14 protein-coding genes and 1 pseudogene are annotated in these 16,658 nt (G+C 65.6%); 8 read left to right on the top strand and 7 right to left on the bottom strand.

Translation table 11 applies throughout. The features are described from left to right. The 8 genes and pseudogenes from ABD255_RS38395 to ABD255_RS38360 form a co-directional block, all read left to right on the top strand. Window positions 1-482: pseudogene (locus ABD255_RS38395) on the top strand (IS30 family transposase); the annotation flags it as partial. 342 nt (window positions 483-824) lie between these two features. Further along, entirely contained in the window at window positions 825-1,784 is a 960-nt protein-coding gene (locus ABD255_RS38390; protein WP_344221730.1) for a hypothetical protein, read from the top strand. A gap of 57 nt (window positions 1,785-1,841) precedes the next feature. After that, on the top strand, window positions 1,842-2,996 hold the full coding sequence (locus tag ABD255_RS38385; RefSeq protein ID WP_344221729.1) for a beta-ketoacyl-ACP synthase III: 1,155 nt from the start codon (window positions 1,842-1,844) through the stop codon (window positions 2,994-2,996). Between the two features lie 1,216 nt (window positions 2,997-4,212). Continuing rightward, window positions 4,213-4,794, top strand: a complete 582-nt coding sequence (locus ABD255_RS38380; RefSeq protein WP_344221728.1) for a peptidoglycan-binding domain-containing protein — start codon at window positions 4,213-4,215, stop codon at window positions 4,792-4,794. A gap of 433 nt (window positions 4,795-5,227) precedes the next feature. Then, window positions 5,228-5,851: a peptidoglycan-binding domain-containing protein gene (locus tag ABD255_RS38375; RefSeq protein WP_344221727.1), complete on the top strand. Its 624-nt coding sequence runs from the start codon at window positions 5,228-5,230 to the stop codon at window positions 5,849-5,851. A 128-nt stretch (window positions 5,852-5,979) separates the two neighbouring features. Then, complete coding sequence (locus ABD255_RS38370; protein ID WP_344221726.1) at window positions 5,980-6,192, top strand: hypothetical protein; 213 nt, start codon at window positions 5,980-5,982, stop codon at window positions 6,190-6,192. Then, window positions 6,189-7,604, top strand: coding sequence for an FAD-dependent oxidoreductase (locus tag ABD255_RS38365; RefSeq protein WP_344221725.1), 1,416 nt, complete (start codon window positions 6,189-6,191; stop codon window positions 7,602-7,604). The genes ABD255_RS38370 and ABD255_RS38365 overlap by 4 nt, the downstream gene beginning before the upstream one ends. Beyond that, window positions 7,604-8,842 (top strand): MFS transporter, encoded by a 1,239-nt coding sequence (locus ABD255_RS38360; RefSeq protein WP_344221724.1) that lies wholly within the window; start codon window positions 7,604-7,606, stop codon window positions 8,840-8,842. The genes ABD255_RS38365 and ABD255_RS38360 overlap by 1 nt, the downstream gene beginning before the upstream one ends. A 5-nt stretch (window positions 8,843-8,847) precedes the next feature. Here ABD255_RS38360 and ABD255_RS38355 read toward each other — a convergent pair whose 3' ends face one another. The 7 genes from ABD255_RS38355 to ABD255_RS38325 form a co-directional block, all read right to left on the bottom strand. Then, window positions 8,848-9,549 (bottom strand): flavin reductase family protein, encoded by a 702-nt coding sequence (locus tag ABD255_RS38355; protein ID WP_344221723.1) that lies wholly within the window; start codon window positions 9,547-9,549, stop codon window positions 8,848-8,850. Between the two features lie 102 nt (window positions 9,550-9,651). Continuing rightward, entirely contained in the window at window positions 9,652-10,983 is a 1,332-nt protein-coding gene (locus ABD255_RS38350; RefSeq protein WP_344221722.1) for an ADP-ribosylglycohydrolase family protein, read from the bottom strand. Window positions 10,984-11,025: 42 nt separating this feature from the next. Next, window positions 11,026-11,877, bottom strand: coding sequence for a carbohydrate ABC transporter permease (locus ABD255_RS38345; protein WP_344221721.1), 852 nt, complete (start codon window positions 11,875-11,877; stop codon window positions 11,026-11,028). Then, window positions 11,874-12,788, bottom strand: coding sequence for a carbohydrate ABC transporter permease (locus tag ABD255_RS38340; RefSeq protein ID WP_344221720.1), 915 nt, complete (start codon window positions 12,786-12,788; stop codon window positions 11,874-11,876). The genes ABD255_RS38345 and ABD255_RS38340 overlap by 4 nt, the downstream gene beginning before the upstream one ends. Continuing rightward, window positions 12,785-14,068, bottom strand: coding sequence for an ABC transporter substrate-binding protein (locus ABD255_RS38335; RefSeq protein ID WP_344221719.1), 1,284 nt, complete (start codon window positions 14,066-14,068; stop codon window positions 12,785-12,787). The genes ABD255_RS38340 and ABD255_RS38335 overlap by 4 nt, the downstream gene beginning before the upstream one ends. A gap of 306 nt (window positions 14,069-14,374) precedes the next feature. Beyond that, the gene (locus ABD255_RS38330; RefSeq protein ID WP_344221718.1) at window positions 14,375-15,202 is read right to left on the bottom strand and encodes a glycerophosphodiester phosphodiesterase; all 828 of its coding nucleotides are present in this window, start codon (window positions 15,200-15,202) and stop codon (window positions 14,375-14,377) included. 180 nt (window positions 15,203-15,382) lie between these two features. Beyond that, window positions 15,383-16,558 carry an ROK family protein gene (locus ABD255_RS38325; protein WP_344221717.1) on the bottom strand — a complete coding sequence of 392 codons (1,176 nt, stop codon included), beginning with the start codon at window positions 16,556-16,558 and terminating at the stop codon, window positions 15,383-15,385. Between the last annotated feature and the right edge of the window lie 100 nt (window positions 16,559-16,658).

Below are 16,658 nucleotides of genomic sequence, written 5' to 3'. Positions count from 1 at the left end.
GTGGCCGCGCCTCGTCACGCCCCCACGCCGCACATCACGAACTCCGGCTGTAGTACTAGGGCATCGAACCACGGGTCAGAACGGCCCAGCCCTGGCCGGCTACGGAGCCGAGGCCATGAAGGCTGCCATTGCGGCCAAAATCACCGGCCTGCCCGAATGCCTGCGCCAGTCGCTGACCTGGGACCGCGGCAAAGAGCTCTCCCGACATGTTTGAGCTGAAGATCCAGACCGGAATGGCTGTCTACTTCGCTGATCCGCACAGTCCCCGGCAACCGGGCACGAACGAGAACACCAAAGGCCTGCTGCGCCAGTACTTTCCCAAAGGCACCGACCTGTCACGCTGGACCGCCGAAGAGATCGACGCCGTTGCGGTCACGCTCGACAGCAGACCCCGCAAGACACCCACCCGGAAGACACCAGCAGAAGCGCTGAACGAGCTCCTACAATCGGCGCAACAAGCCGGGGTTCCAGCGACCGGTTGAATCCGCCAGTGTCCCCTTTGCGCAGTTCACCGAGACCTCCACCACCTCCGCGCCTGAGACGGTCGACGGGGATGGCCGCGCCTACGACAAACGCACTCCACGAGAGCACCATCGGCCTACAAGACCGAATGCATCCGCGTCGACTCACCTTTCACGCTGGAACTGCCACAAGCCGTGCCGATCTCTCCGCGCCGCAGCGTTGCAGGTACTGATCCCGGTCAGGCTCGGTTACCTGCCCATACCGCTTGAGTACCTCAGCGCCCGCAAACTTAGGTGCGACGTGACCACCAGGAGGTCAACCGGTCGGCTTCTTCGATGTCTCAATCTGCCGGAAGGATCTGCATGACGACGGAGTACCCGGACGATACAAAGCAATCCCAGATTCCGCAGCGGGCGCCTGGGGGAACCGCGAAGAGAGTGCTTATCGTCTACTACTCTCAATCCGGCGACGTACATCGTGCGCTCGAAGCGTTGGTCCGACCGCTGGAGATGCGCGACGTCGAAATTACATGGCGCCGGATTGATAGCGCCCCGGCGTACCCCTTTCCTTGGAGGGCCCGGGAATTCTTCGATTGCATGCCAGAAGCTGTAAGTGGCGAGCCGCCAGCGCTCGCGCAACTGGACTTGGATGCGACCGAACGCTTCGATCTCATACTCATCGGCTGGCAAGTGTGGTTTCTGTCACCGTCGCTGCCGATTCAGGCATTCTTCGCAACCCGTCATGCTGAGGTAATGCGCGGCACCAGGGTGATCACCGTGACGTGCTGTCGCCAGATGTGGCAGCGTGCTCAGGCAAAGATGCGCGCCCTCATTGCGGCAGCCGGAGGTATCCACACGGATAGCATTGTCGTCACGCACCAGGGCTCAGCGCTCCTCACCTACATAACCGCTCCTAGAATCATGCTCACCGGCAGGCGCGACAAGATTGCCTTCCTCCCTGCAGGCGGAGTTGCCCGCACCGAGATAGACAAGCTGGGCCGCTTCGGCTCGCGCCTACTAGAAGCCGCCGACCGCTGGGCGGAGGCCACGCCGACGCCGCTGTTGACAGGGCTGAGGACCGCGACGGTGAACGTTGCGTCGCTCCTCCCAGAACTGATCGGCGTCGGCTGCATGATGGTTTTCGCACGCCTTGCGCGCCTGTGCGGCGGCCCTGGGAACCTCATTCGCCTGCCGGTCATCTGGCTGTTCGTGCTGCTGCTGATGCTACTGCTGCCGATTGTGCTGACGATATCTGCAGTACTGACTCCAGTGCTCAAAAGGGTCCTCACCCGGCGCCTGGCTCGCTACGCACAAGTCGTGTAGCAGAAGTTCGCAGTCGCGCCATTCCTCAGGTTCCCCAACAAGTGGAGGTCCAACACCATGGCAGCTTACATTTCCGGCATAGGTGCATTCTTGCCGAACGATCCCATCGGCAACGATGAACTCGAGCACTTGCTCGGGCAGGTCGACGGCGCTCGGTCACGTTCAAGAGCGCTCGTGCTACGTAGCAACGGGATCAAGACCCGACACTACGCGCTCGACCGAGCGAGTGGCGAGATGACGCACACCAACTGCGAGTTGACCGTCGAGGCGATCAACGCCCTGTGCGTGCGCACCGGCTTCTCGCTGGAGGATCTCGAGTGTCTCTCTTGTGGCACGAGTTCGCCTGATCAGATGATGCCCAACCACTCAGTAATGGTGCATGCCGAGCTTGGCTCCCCGCCGTGCGAGACAGTGAGTACCAGCGGCGTGTGCTGCTCCGGTTTGACAGCCTTGAAGTACGGCTACCTCAGCGTGCTTTCGGGCACTACCACGAACGCTGTTACAACGGCCTCAGAGCTCCCCTCGGCCGCTCTTCTCGCGGAGAACTATGAATCGCGGTCAGCAAGCGATGATCGTGACGTCGAGCGCCTCAGCGCCAATCCCAGCGTCGCCTTCGAGGCCGACTTCCTACGCTGGATGCTCTCTGACGCCGCGTCGGCTGTACTGATCACCGACAAGCCGCTCGGTGAGACCGTCTCTCTACGGATCGACTGGGTCGAGATCATCTCGATGGCGCACCTCGCGGACCCATGTACGTACTTCGGTGCCGAGAAGTTTAAAGACGGCACACTGCTTGGCTGGCTGCAGCTGCGCAACCCGCGCGCCGCACTCGAGGGCGGTCATTTCCAACTCAGGCAAGACGTGAGACAACTCGCTGACATGATCGCACCACTCTTTGGCGAAACGTTGGAAATCGTGCGTAAGCGCCGGGGAATCCAGGCGGAGGAGTATGACTGGTTTCTGCCACACTACTCGTCAGAATACTTCCGCAAGCCGACTCGCGATGTCATGTCTGAGCGCGGGTTCGAGATCCCTGACGATAAATGGTTCACAAATCTGCCCTATAAGGGCAACACCGGCTCGGCCTCAATATTCGTCATGCTGGAGGAGTTGCTGAACGGTGGACGACTGCAACCTGGGCAGAAACTGTTCTGCCTCGTACCCGAAAGCTCGCGCTTCACCTACGGGTACATGCAGCTCACTGTGGTGTAAGGGCTTCTCTTCAGGCACAGCTGGGGTCGAGGAGGGACTGTTCGAGGTAAGCTTCCGACCCGCGCGGAGCGCTAGCCGGGGGCGCGGCCTGGCTTGACCGCGCCCCCGGGATCGGTCAGACCGCGTGTCGATGGTCTATGCATGCGCGGTGACGGCTTGTAGACCCCCTCCGCCGGCGTGCGCTGCTCGACAGCACCTCACAGCGGTGGATCGGGCTTCGCCGCCAAACCGCAGTGCGTCACTCGGCTGCACCCCGGCCAACTGGTCCCCGGGTAGTGGCAGCCGTTAGCCCATTGACAGATCTGTTGCTATAGGCAACGCCAAGCCTTGCAGCAACCGCTGCGGCCGAGCGGCTGCATCGCGAGCTGGGCGCGGCATGCCCGTGGAACTTTGCGGAGTAGTCCAGTCGCCGCCGAGCGTCTACCCAGCAACTATGCTCGTACGGTCCAGTGCCCAGTGCCTCTGCCAACTAGGTCGGCGGTCCTCGTCGGCGAGGTGGCAAGGAGATGGTTTCGCATGACGCTCGGTCAAGTAGACCTTCAGCAGGGTGTGTCCTGAGTTCTGTGGCGTGTGGATTCTGGATTCTGGTGCCTGATACCTGGAGGTTCAGATCGCTTCGAACCCGGGACGGTTCAGTCTCGGTTCGTGAGGCGGTGGGAGTTGGCTTTGAGTGCGGCGACGTCTGCGTGGTGGCCGGGGCCTGTCGATCGCGGCTGCGACGACGTCGTCGCCGAGGACTTCGCCCCAGCCCGAAGGGTTTGCTGGTGACGATGAGGCTGGCACGTTGGTGGCTGTGCAGCTCCTGCGCTGATGTTGCGGCGCTTGTCTTTTCGGCGGGCTGGCGGGTGCATGCGCGGCGCCGGCTGCCCACTTGACGCGTGGCAGGGTTCCGGTGTCGTCGGCGGTTGTGTCCCGGCCGGGTGATGGTGGGCTCTTGGTGCTGCTGGTCGATTCGGCGACCCCGTGGCTTGTTCGATTCCTCCCGGCCGGGACCCGATCCGCCTCGCGACGGGCGGGGTGCATCTGTTCGCGCCGGTTTCTGGGGGACGTTCGGTGTGGGCCGAAACCCATGGACGGATCGTCGGGCACCGGGCGAGGCTGCGCGAACGGTCAAGGGCAGGTGATGGCAGTGGCGGTGGCGCTGTCTGCCGTCCCTTGAGGAAGTCACCTGCGGAAAGGGGCAGTGGTGCGGAAAATCGGTTCTTTACGGAGGCGTGTGTTGCGTCTTCTCGTGATTGCGGTGGTCGCCGGCCTGAGCAGTGTGATGGTCGCCGGGACCGCCCAGGCTCACCACAACAGCGGGGCGTACGGCAGTAGTTTCGTCGACGGCGACGGGACGGCGGTGACCGACGACTGGGGTGATCATGCCCGCGAGTTGGGCAACTCGCTGTGTTACCGCTGCGCTGACTCCTGGGACACCGACCTGGTGATCATGTGGCAGGCGGTCCTGTACGCCGAGGGCCTTCTCGCCAAGTCTGGCATCGACGGGCAGTTCGGGCCCGCTACCCGCGACGCGACCAAGCGGTGGCAGGCCCGGTACGGGCTCCCCGTCGACGGCCAGGTCGGCCCAATGACATGGGCCAGAGCCGACGAAGGCCTCGGTTGGACGTATAGCGGTACATGGGTGAGTTATCGCGCTTCCACGGGCGGTTGGGTGTCTTCCTACCGGGGCGATGACGCCTATGACTGGGGCGCCTACGAGCTTGACTACGCTGTTAACGGCAGTGGGGGGAGTGCAGTATTTAGTAGTCCCGATCACCGGATTCATTTCTTCCAGAAGACGATCACGGTCGGCTGAATATAACCGCCCGTCTAAATGGAGAGGTCGTCGCTGATGTTGGGCGCCTGTCTTTCGGCGGGCTGGCGGGTGCATGCGCGGCGCAGGCTGTCCGCCTGACGTGCGGCAGGGTTTCGGTGTCGTATGGCGGTCGTGTCCCGGCTGGTGATGGTGGGCTCGTGGTGCTGCTGGTCGATTCGGCAGCCTTGGGCTTGTTCGTTCCCGCCGGCCGGGACGCGATCACACCTCGTGGTGGCGCGGGGTGGGCGACGGCCCGGGGTCTGCATTTCACCCGTTTCGCCCCGGGTTCCGGGAGAAAGACGTTCGGTGTGGGCCGAAACACCTGGACGGATCGTCGCGCACCGGGCGAGGCTGCGTGAACGGTCGAGGGCAGGTGGTGGCGGTGGCGCTGCATACCGTCCCTTGAGGAAGTCATCTACGAAAAGGTGCACTGGTGCGGAAAATCGGCTCTCTACGGAGGCGTGTGTTGCGCCTTCTCTTGATCGCGGTGATCGCCGGCCTGAGCAGCTCGATGGTCGCCGGCACCGCCCAGGCTCACCACAACACCGGGGCGTTCGGCAGTAGTTTCGCCGACGGCGACCTGATGACGCTGGCCGACGACTGGGGTGATCATTTCGGCGAGCTGGGCAACTCGCTGTGTTACCGCTGCGCTGACTCCTGGAACACCGACCTGGTGATGATGTGGCAGGCAATCCTGTACGCCGAAGATCTCCTCGCCAAGTCTGGCATCGACGGGCAGTTCGGGCCCGCTACCCGCGACGCGACCAAGCTGTGGCAGGACCGGTACGACCTTCCCGTCGACGGCCAGGTCGGCCCAATGACATGGGACAGAGCCGACGACGGCCTCAATTGGATGGCTAGCGGTCAGGCCGTGGGTTATCGCGCCTCCACGGGCGGTTGGGTGTATTTCGAACGGGGCGAATCAGTCACGTACAATCCTTACGACGCGGGCGCCTACAGACTCCTTAGCGCTGTTAATGGTAGTAGGTCCAGGGCATGGCTTGACAATTCCGATCATCGGATTCATTTCTTCAAGAAGACCATCACGGTCTCCTGAATATGATCGCCCGTTTAATAAGAGAGGTCGTCAGGCGCTGATGCTGGGCGCTTGTCTATTCGACGGGCTGGCGGCGCCGAACCGCTACTGGCCGCGGTCGATCAGGCCGGTCGGCTCACGGGTGTGCCGTGCGCGCCGGTTCGATGGCCTCGGACAACCGCCGCTACGCCGCAGGCGGCGTGCCCGCGATCGGAATCGGCAGGGGCATGCCCGGCTACCAGACACCCGCCGAGACCCCCGACCGGGTCGAAGCCCGCACCTTGCTCGCCGCGACAAGACTTGTTGTGGCGACTGTGGACCATCTCATCAACAACTCTGCACAGCTTGGAGAAACACCATGAGCGTCGCTGCTTCCGTCCTGCCGGTCGTGGTCATCGGTGCAGGTCCGATCGGCCTGGCCGCCGCCGCGCACCTGGCCGAACGTGGCCTCGACTTCGTCGTCCTCGAGTCCGGGCCGAGCGTGGCCGCTGCGATCGACGAATGGCGCCACGTGAAGCTGTTCAGCCCGTGGCGCTACTGCATCGACAGCGCCGCGCGCCGCCTATTGGAGCGGGCCGGCAGTTGGACCGAGCCCGACCCCGGCATCCTGCCCACCGGTGGCGACCTGATCGATTCCTACCTCGCGCCGCTGGCCAAGACCCCGCAGTTGAGTGACAAGATCCTCTACGACTCCCCGGTGGCGGCCGTGACGCGGGTCGGGTTCGACCGGATCCGCACCGCCGGCCGCGAGGACGCGCCGTTCCTGGTCCGCCTGGTCGATGGGTCCGAGTTGCTTGCCGCGGCCGTGATCGACGCTGCCGGGACCTGGCGGCGCCCCAACGTGCTCGGCGGATCCGGCATCCCGGCACGCGGCGAGTCCGCCGCTGCGGCTCAAGTCTCCCGGGCGCTGCCTGATGTCCTGGGGCGCGACCGTGACCGGTTCGCGGGACGTCGTAGTGCGGTCGTCGGCGCCGGGCACTCGGCCGCCACCACGCTGCTGGATCTCGGTGAGCTCTCCGAACAGGTACCTGGTACCGAGGTCGTGTGGGTTGTGCGCGGCGCGGACCAGACCCGCACCTACGGCGGCGGCGACGCCGACGAGCTCCCCGCCCGCGGAGCATTGGGGTCGCGTCTGCAGAGCCTCGTTCGGACTGGCCGGGTCGAGCTGGTCAGCAGTTTCCGGATCGAGGCCGTCGAGCAGACCAGCGACGGTCGCGTCGAACTGCTCGCCGGTGAGCGGCGCGTCGTCGCGGACACGGTCGTGAACTCCACCGGGTTCCGTCCCGACCACGACATCGTCGGCGAACTGCGCCTCGACCTCGATCCGATCCTGGGATCCACGCGGGCGCTGGCGCCACTGATCGACCCGAACCAGCACTCCTGCGGAACCGTGCCCCCGCACGGTGTCGACGAACTCGCCCACCCCGAACCGGGGTACTACGCCGTCGGCGCGAAGTCCTACGGCCGGGCGCCGACGTTCCTGCTGGCCACCGGCTTCGAGCAGGCCCGCTCCGTGGTCGCAGGCCTGGCCGGTGACTGGGACGCCGCCCGCGACGTGCAGCTCGACCTGCCCGAGACCGGGGTCTGCTCCACCAACCTCGCCGACGCACCCACGTCCAGCAACGAAGCGTCCGGTGGCTGCTGCGGCCCCGCGCCGCAAGCAGTCGAGCTGTCCGCGCCGGCGGGCTGTGGTCTCGCGACCGGCATCAGCGATGGCCTGCTCACCGTGATCGACGACAAGCCCACCACTGCCGAGTCGGGCTGCTGCAGCTGATGGATCCAGCCACGACCGGCGTGCCGCGCCGGCTGGTCGCTTCGCTAGCCATCACCCAGACCGTCAGCTACGGCGTTTTGTACTACTCGTTCAGCGCTCTGCTCGACCCAATGAGCCGTGACCTCGGTATCTCCACCGCCACCGCGGCCGGCGCGCTGACCACGGCGGTTCTCGTCTCCGGGCTGATGTCGGTGCCAGTCGGGCGGTGGCTCGACGCGCGCGGCGGGCATGCCCTGATGACCACCGGATCGCTGGTCGGCGTCGCCGGGATCCTGGGCTGGTCACAAGTCCACACCGTCGCCCAGTTGTACGGCGTGTTCGTGGTGATCGGTGCGGCCTCGGCCATGGTGTTGTACGGACCGGCCTGTGCGGTCGTCATCGCCGTCACCGCCCCGGCCAGCCGGACCAAGGCGCTGCTGGGGATCACTCTTGTCGCCGGATTCGCCAGCTCGATTTTCATCCCGCTCACCGGGCACCTGATCGGCGTCTACGGCTGGCGCAAAACCCTGTTGATCCTGGCCGGCGTCCTCGCTTTGATCACCGTGCCGTTGCATGCGACGGCGGTCCGCAGGACAGCACCACGGCACCACCTGGCAGCCCGGACCCATCAGGCAGCTTCGCCGGGACGGGTCTTGCGTGATCCTGGCTTCTGGCTGCTCGCTGCGGCCTTCGTGCTGCGCAGCGCGGCGCTGGCCGTCATCGCCATCCATCTCGTGCTCTACCTCACGACCCTCGGCCACCCGCCGGCACTGGCCGCGACCCTGGCCGGTCTGCTCGGCCTGCTGTCGGTAACCGGGCGGGTGGTCACCACCTTGTCGCTGCGCTGGTTGCCCATGGCCACCATCGCTGCAGCCATCCTTGTCATTCAGGGCGCCGCGATCTCGGTGCTTCCGTTCGCCGGCCGTCACGTGGCCGGGGCGATCGTCTGCCTGGTCCTGTTCGGGCTCGGGTTCGGTGTCGCATCGATCGCCACACCCGCCATCCTGCTGGACCGCTACGGCTCCACCGGCTACGCCACCATCGCCGGAACCCTCGCCACACCAGTCCTCATCGCGAAAGCCTGCGCGCCACTCGGCGGCGCGATCCTGGCCGAGACCATCGGCTACCGGCCACTGATCCTGGCCGTCGCCGGGGCCTGCGTCACTGCCGGTATCTTCCTCGCGCTGACACGACGACTGCAGACCCCGACCCCGATCGGCCAACGAGTCGCCTCAAGCGCGGCGGAGCTGCCTGGCTAGCGTCTTCACGACGAGCGCGAGTCGCGGTGCGCACCGCGCAGCGTGTTCGACGAGAACGTCCGCTGAAACTCCACCCCGAAATGGCCCAGCCCGGCATGAGTAGCGGACACAGCCTTGCGGTGCAGCTGCATGCCGTCCGCGTCCAGCTTCTGGCAGCCGCGGGCCAGGGAGGACTCATGCGCCGGAGCACCACCGGCGAAGTACCGGTCATCGTTCATCAACAAGTCCTCGCGCACGTGGACACGCAGTACCGTCACCTCCAGGCTGCACAGGTTGGAGTCAGGACCACCGAGCTTGTATATCGCCACGACCCGGCCTTCGAGATTGATGGGGCTCTCCCGCACCGCATCCACGTCCACCAGGTCGGCCGGGGCCCGGGTCAGCCCGCCCGCGGCGAATTTGTCGGGTTCGTAGCGGTAGCCACGAGCACGCTTGCCCTCGGACATCTCGCGGCACCCAGTAAGCAACGCGATCCGGTCCAGCGCGGCCACCATGGCAGGATCGACCAGATTGAGGACGCAATCGGAACGTTCAGTCAGATTCCGCACCGTCTGAGACGTGCCGCTCATCCCCAACATCGCCGTGTAGTCGAGCCACCAGGCCGACGACATCGGCCCAAGATTGGTACTTCCATCCGGGTTGCAAGAACTGATAATCACGACCGGCGTGCCGAAGTACAAGACCTTGGGTTCAACGATTCGCTTCATACCCAGTACAACGCCGCCCGGCACGAACATGTGAGGCCGACACCGAGGATCCCAACGACCAAGTCCTCCACCACGCGATCAATCACGATCAGCGCATGAGAGTTACCCGATCAGCCGCCCGCCGGCTTCGGCCATGAAGTCCTCAGCGAGGTGCACGGTTCGCTCGGTCAGCTCGTCGATGGTGATCCGGTCGAAGTCCCGTACGGCGCTTCGCACGTGCACGTGGGTGGTTCCGACCAGGTCAGCCGGGACGCCGCCCGCACCGTGCGCCGCCCCGTACACACTGCCAACGGTCGCCGCGTTCGAGTCGGTGTCGCGGCCACCGGAGATAGTGATCCCGACGGCGTCGATGAACCGCTCCCCCCACAGCAGGCCGATCGCGATCAGCGCGGCGTTGTTCACGGTGTGCACCCACGGCAGGTATCCGAGCTCAGCATCCACCCAGTCCAACGCGTCGGTGTGAGTGGCTCCCTTGTCGAACAGATCCTGTACGCCGCGCAGCGCCGCGGCGAGTCGTGAGGAGCCCGGCACCAGGACACTCGCCTGCCGGAGTGCGTCCGCGACCGACCCCGTCGCCAGAGCCGCGGACGTGAGTCCCGCTGCCCACAGCTCCCCATAGATCCCGTTCGCGGTGTGAGTCAGCCGGGCATCGGTCAGCGCCAGCCGAGCCGCCTCACCAGGGTCGCCCGGGCTCACATATCCGAAGGCGTCACCCCGGATAAGAGCCCCGATCCACTCCCGGTAGGGATTCCGGTACGTCGCGGTCGCCGGCGGACGGACTCCGTGGATCAAGTTCCGGTACGCCGCCCGCTCGGCCGTGTAGGTCTGCGTGAACGGCACCCGATCCAGCCACTCGGCGGCGATCTGCTCGGTCGTGACCTCACGGCCGTACCGCTCCACCAGGTGCAGCCCCAGGATCGTCCAGTCGATGTCGTCGTCGCGCGGCACGTCGGTGAACAGTCCGGCCGAGGCGATCGCAGCCGACGGATGCAGCCGCGACACCCCGACCGGCAGCGGATCCAGCAACGGCAGATAGCCGTACTGCGGCCAGTGACCCGCCGCGCGAAGGTAGATCTCGAGCTCTCCGCGGCTCAGTCCCTCCACCGGCTTGCCCAGCGTGTTCCCCACCGTGCGGCCCAGCCAGGCGCCCCGGATCCGATCCCGGAGCCAGGCGCCATCCACCTCGGTCACAGGGGCCGCTTCGGCCAAGGCCAGCAAGGTGGCGTCGTCATCGGGCTCCTCGAAACCCCAGGCCGGATCTTGCTCCAGCCGGCCCAGCTCCTCCTCGATCCGTGCCAGCCGGGACAGATCACCCTCATCCGCAGCGACCCGCGCCTCGGATTGCAGCGCGCCCACGCGATATCCACTGTGCGCCAACTGCTCTGCTTCGTCCGGAACAAGGTCACGGGGGTCCAGTACGTCGTGCACAGTCATCCTCTGATCAGCGGGTCGGAAAGGAAAACGGGATGGGGAGGGTCACCCCTTAACAGCGCCCGATAGGAAGCCTTGGGTGACCTGCCGCTGCATCGCGACGAACAGCACCATCACCGGAAGGATCGTGATCAGCGCGCCGGCCGCGAGCGGGCCGATGTCGATGGAGCGACCGCCGAGGAACAGGTACAGGCCGGTGGTCAACGGCCGGTACTCGCCGCCCGGCAGGTACAGCAGCGGAACCAGGAAGTTGTTCCAGTTCTGCAGGAACGTGAAGACGGCCAGCGCCCCCGCACCCGAGGTGACCAGCGGCAGCATCACCTTGACGAAGATCTGCCACTCCGACGCGCCGTCGATACGCGCCGCCTCCTCGATCTCGGTGGGCAGGTCGGTGAAGAAGGCCCGAATGAAGAAGGTCCCGAACGACAGCCCGGTGCTCGCCAGTACCAGATTCACACCGACCAAACTGTTCAGGAGTCCCATCCCGCGCAGCTGGAAGTACAGCGGGATCATGTAGGTGAAGAACGGCACGAGCAGGCCGAGCACGACCAGGTAGAAGGCGATCGAGCGGCCGGGGAACGGAAGCCGGGCGAACGCGTACCCACCGAGGATGGACAGCACTACCACCAGGATCGTACTCGGCACCGAGAGCAGAAAGCTGTTCAGCACGTAGTCGCCGAAGTTGCCCACGGTCCAGGCTGTCACCAGGTTGTCCTTCGACACCGAGGAGAACAGCCCGAACGGGTTGGCTCGCACGTCCTGGTCGGTCTTCAGCGCGGTGGAGATGACCAGGAGCAGCGGGAACAACATCATCACTGACAAGGTGACGAGCAGCAGATGCTTGCCGCCGAGCAGCGCCTGCCGCCGTGGTCCGAGCGTGTTGCCCCGCGTGCTCATGCGCCCATGCCTTGAAGTGAGAGCCGCCGTTGCAGCCGGTTGAGCCAGATGGCGAAGGGGATCGCCATCACGGTGATGACGAGCGCCAGCGCGGTGCCGTAGCTGATTCGATTCAGCTGGAAGGCGTTGCCATAGGCGTATGTGCCGAGCACCTCCGTGGCACCCGCCGGCCCGCCGCCGGTCATGATGAAGATGATGTCGAAGACGCTGAAACCGCCCACCAGCGTGATAGTAGTGACCATCAGGAAGACCGGCATGATCTGCGGCAGGATGACGAACCGCAGCCGGGAAAACGCTCCCGCGCCGTCGATCCGGGACGCATCCACCAGGTCACTGTCGACGTTGCGCAGCGCCGACAGCAGGATCACGAAGATGAAACCCGCGGTGGCCCAGACGGCGGTCCCCAGTACGGCGTACAGGGCGGTGTCCGGGTTACCAAGCCAACCGGTCGACAGTGAGCCGAGACCGACCAGCTCGAGGCCGCGGTTCAGCCAGCCTCGGGTCGGGTCGTAGATCCAGCCCCAGACCACGCCGACCGCCACCTGCGGAAGGATATAGGGGAAGAAGAACGCGATCCGGTAGAAGAGGCCGCCGCGTCCGACGCCCCACACGAGCAGAGCCAGCCCAAGCCCGATCACCAGTGGCGCGACCGTGCCGATCACGATCCAGATGACGTTGTTCTTCAGCGCCGACCACACGGCTGCGTCCTGGAAGAGCTCGACGAAGTTGTCGAACCCGACGAACGGCGGCCGCGGGTTGATCCCGTTGAAGTCGACGAACGCGTAGTACACCGCGTTACCCATCGGGACCAGGAGGAACACGACGACCATCGCCATCAACGGCGTGACGAGGAGCAAGCCCAGCCGGGTCTGCGCCCGCCGGGTCACGCTCGGCGCGCTCGACGCGGTCACTTCTTGAACGCTGAATCGAGGTTCCCGGCAACCTTCTCGGCACTCTGCTGGCCGGACAGAATCGCCTGGAAGCCGTCCCACATCGCCTTGTTGAACACGTCCGTGGTCAACACATCGATGTTGTAGCCGAGGTCACCCGAGCCCTCGGCCAGCTTCGAGGTGTCCTTCAGCGTCTGGGTGAGCAGCGGCGACAGCTTCAGCCCGGCGACGTCCACCGGCTGCGGCGGGATCGTCCCGAGGTTCTCCACGATCCAGCGGGCGTGCGCCGGCGAGGCAAGGAAGTCGACGAACTTCACCGCGGCCTCGGTGTTCTTGCTGGTCGCCGAGACGAACGGTCCGGAGCCCAGTCCACCGGTGAAAATGCCTAGTCCGGACTCCGACGGGAAGGGGATGTAGCCGACCTTGAACTTCGCGTTCTTCTCGATGTCGCCGATCAGCCAACTGCCCGTCGGCAGCATCGCTGCCTTGCCGGAGTAGAACAGGGCGCTCGCGCCGTCGTAGCTGAGCGAAGTCGGGGTGTCCGGCAGATAGCCGGCCTTGCTGAAGCCCTCCCACAGTTTCAGCGCCGAGACCACCTCTGGCGAGTTCCAGGACTTCTCACCCTTCAGCAGGGCGTTCATCCCGTCCGAACCGATCGCGCTGGACAGCGCCATGCTGAGGAGGTGCCCGCCTTGCCAGCCCTCCTTGTCACTCACCCCGATCGGGACGATCTTCTTCGCCTTCAGGGCGTCGGCGGCGGCCTTCAGGTCGGCCAGGTTCTGCGGCGCCTCGAGTCCGAGCCGCGTGAAGAGATCCTCGTTGTAGAACAGGCCAACCGTCTCCATCTCCCCCGGCACGCCGACCGTCTTGCCGTCGAAGGTGACCCGCTCCTTGGCGAAGGGATAGATGGGCCACTTGTACTGCTGGTAGGCATCGGTGAGGTCGTAGAGCAGGCCGGCCTTGGCCAGCGCGCCGGCGTAGCCGGGGCCAGAACCCCAACTGAAGACGTCGGGACCTTCCCCGGACCGCAACTGCGTCTGGAGCACGGTGCGCATGTTCTCCGAAGGCATCGCCTCGAGCTTCACGTCGATCCCCGACGACTTCTCGAAGTCGCCGAGGTGAGTCTCCAACTTCTTCAGCGCGCCGGCGTCCTCGGGCTGTTCGATCAGGTAGCGGATGGTCTTGTTCTTGTCCCCATCGCCACTGGAGCTCGGCGTGTCACTCGTGCCGGTGCAGGCCGTCAGGGTGAGTCCGACGGCAGCCAGTGCCAGGGCAGCTTTCAAAGTGGAGCGGCGGTTCATCGCAGTGTTCCTCGTCTCGACAGGGTCCGTAGCCGTACCGGATGCGGTTGTTGCTTGATGACAGCGGAGTGGAGCAGTTGATGGTTTCGCCATCGCACCTGAGTGCTCGGGTGATTCGGCCATCGGACCGCCTCAGCCCTTGACTGCGCCGGCCATGAAGCCGCGAATCAGTTGACGCTGGGCGACCAGGAACAAGACGATCACCGGTGCGATCGTGATGAACACACCGGCGGCGATGGGTCCCACCTCGAGCGTGCGACCACTGGCGAACAGATACAGGGCCGATGGAAGGGTGCGGTACTTGTTTCATAACGACTCCCTCGGTTTCGTGCCTAGCCGCGCGGTGAGCTCTGCGGCATGGAGGCCTGCGCCCGCTGGAGTCAGGCTTCGTAGCTGTGCCGGTACGTCGTCGACCACGAGCGCGTCGACCCCTGCTGCCACCAGGTACTGCGCCTGCTCAGGGCTGGGACACCAGACCAGCAACTGCCGATCAGACCGGTGTACCTGCGAGACGATGCGCTGCAGCGACGGGATGTCGATCGGAGCGGTCGCCTCGTTCGGCCACAGCGAACCGGCGTGAACCGCGAGCACCTGCACATCCAGGTGCGCCGCGGCCGCCACTGCATGGCCGATGGGAAAGTGCAGCCACGTCAGCAGACCGAGGGGCAGCTCAGGCGACTCGTGCCGCAGGTGCCGGAGCGCACCCGGATCGAAGGACGCCGCCATGGTCGGGCGCCGCTTCAACGCGCTCGTGCCGATCCGCGCGAGCAACGCCGCGGTCGTCCCCCCGGCCGCCCGGCCCGCATCCTCCAACGACGACTTGACGTCGAACACAACGCCCGCCTCGGACGGCAACGCCTCGAGGAGCTCCTCGATCCGCAGCGCCCCTTGGCCGCTGGCCTCCGCTGCCGTCATCTCAGCGAGGAACGCCCCGTTCCCGAAGGCGGCGTCATGGGCGACAAAAAGCTGATCGTCCAGCGTCCGTCGCACATCGACCTCGACCCACTGAAGTCCTGCCTCCACCGCCGCGAGGAACGAGCCCAGCGTGTTCTCCACCTGCCCGAGGACCACTCCGGCGCCCAGACCACGATGGCCCACGATGGCCGGAGGCTCGGTGAATACTCGCGGAATCACCGCCGTACAGGTCATCAGGCTGTACCCAGTGCCTGCGGGGCTGAACGGTCGGACATGGCGATTTCCTCGTCTCGATGTGCGCTCCGTCGATCTTCCGGAGGCTGGGCACGCCGCTAACTCGTCGCGACGTCACCGGCCCGTCAGAGTCTGATCTACTTTCTCTGTGAAAAGAATAGATTGTCAAGAAGCAAAATCGGCCGAGCTGGAACGAGTGGGCGCCGGGCCGGGAAACTCCCGCTGGATCGCGATCGTCGCGGCGCCGCGGGCCCACTCGATGAAGTCCATCGGCCGGATCACCAGTTCGCTGCGGGAACCACGCGGCCCGGCGTACCGGCCCAGGCCTTCGTCGAGCGACTTCCGGGCGACGTCGGCGAGATGGATCCCTTCACCGGACAAGATGATGCGCTCGACGCCGGTCAGCGAACTGATGGAGGCCGCCGCCTGACCAAGGGCATGAGCCGCCTCCTCCACCACCCGGCGCGCGATCAGGTCACCGGCCCCCGCCAGCTCGAGAACCTCGTCATACCCGACCGGCCGGCCGACGCCGGCGGACACCGCAGAGGCGATCGAGTCCGACGTAAGGTAAGCGGTCATGCACCCGCGGTGACCCAGGAAGCATAGCGGTCCGTACGGGTCGATCGGCAGATGGCTGACCGGTGTCACGCCGGTCGGGATCATCGTGTTGTTGAGCACCAGTCCGTACCCGATGCCGGCACCCACCGTCAGCAGGGCGAAGTCGGAGTACCCCTTGCCGTAGCCGAACCAGTGCTGCGCCTGGGTGAGCCCGACGACGTCGTTGTCCAGGTGCACCGGCACCCGGAGTCGCTTGCTCAGCAGCGCTCGCAGCGGAACCTCGTGCCAATGCATGAAAGGCGAGTCGGCAACGATCTCTCCCGCCTCCACCACGCCGCCCACTGTGACGCCGACGGCGTCGACGTGAGGCTGGCCGGTGGACCGGAAACCGGCGACGATCTCGCTCACCGCGTCCACGATGTCTGACACGGCCAGCGACCTCACGGGCAGCACGCAGGTGTCCAGGATCCGCGCGCGCAGGTCCGTGACGACGGCGTAGATCGACTCCGTCGTGAGTTTGACCCCGATGAATCGGTAGCGCTCGGCGACCACGTCGAGAGCCAGCGAGGCGCGACCGCGACCAGGGGTGCGGATCAGTTCCGTCTCGGCCAGCACGCCCGCTTCAAGTAGAGGTTTGACCAGCCGCGTCAGCGTTGCGGCGGACAGCCCCATGGTCTTGGTGAGCTGGGCCCGGGAACGGGCTCCGTGCACCAGGATGTCGATGGCGACCGTCCTGGAAAGGGCCGTGAACCCCGGACCCTTCGACGTGCCGTCGCTGCTCATGTCTCCGCCCCAGGGTGAGAAGGTCGCCGGCGCCGCGCGGACAGCCGGGACTCCCGCTCCGGCTGATCCTGTGGCATCCTGCAGTCTACACGTTTCATGA

It is taken from the genome of Kribbella sancticallisti (genome assembly GCF_039530625.1).
Taxonomy (GTDB): domain Bacteria; phylum Actinomycetota; class Actinomycetes; order Propionibacteriales; family Kribbellaceae; genus Kribbella; species Kribbella sancticallisti.
This window is presented reverse-complemented; position numbering and strand designations above follow the sequence as displayed.

What these genes read in the sequence shown, in the direction of transcription:
- ABD255_RS38390 (WP_344221730.1), top strand. Translation starts at nt 825, where the DNA reads ATGACGACGGAGTACCCGGACGATACAAAGCAATCCCAGATTCCGCAG.
- ABD255_RS38385 (WP_344221729.1), top strand. Translation starts at nt 1,842, where the DNA reads ATGGCAGCTTACATTTCCGGCATAGGTGCATTCTTGCCGAACGATCCC.
- ABD255_RS38365 (WP_344221725.1), top strand. Translation starts at nt 6,189, where the DNA reads ATGAGCGTCGCTGCTTCCGTCCTGCCGGTCGTGGTCATCGGTGCAGGT.
- ABD255_RS38360 (WP_344221724.1), top strand. Translation starts at nt 7,604, where the DNA reads ATGGATCCAGCCACGACCGGCGTGCCGCGCCGGCTGGTCGCTTCGCTA.
- ABD255_RS38355 (WP_344221723.1), bottom strand. Translation starts at nt 9,549, where the DNA reads ATGAAGCGAATCGTTGAACCCAAGGTCTTGTACTTCGGCACGCCGGTC.
- ABD255_RS38350 (WP_344221722.1), bottom strand. Translation starts at nt 10,983, where the DNA reads ATGACTGTGCACGACGTACTGGACCCCCGTGACCTTGTTCCGGACGAA.
- ABD255_RS38345 (WP_344221721.1), bottom strand. Translation starts at nt 11,877, where the DNA reads ATGAGCACGCGGGGCAACACGCTCGGACCACGGCGGCAGGCGCTGCTC.
- ABD255_RS38335 (WP_344221719.1), bottom strand. Translation starts at nt 14,068, where the DNA reads ATGAACCGCCGCTCCACTTTGAAAGCTGCCCTGGCACTGGCTGCCGTC.
- ABD255_RS38325 (WP_344221717.1), bottom strand. Translation starts at nt 16,558, where the DNA reads ATGAGCAGCGACGGCACGTCGAAGGGTCCGGGGTTCACGGCCCTTTCC.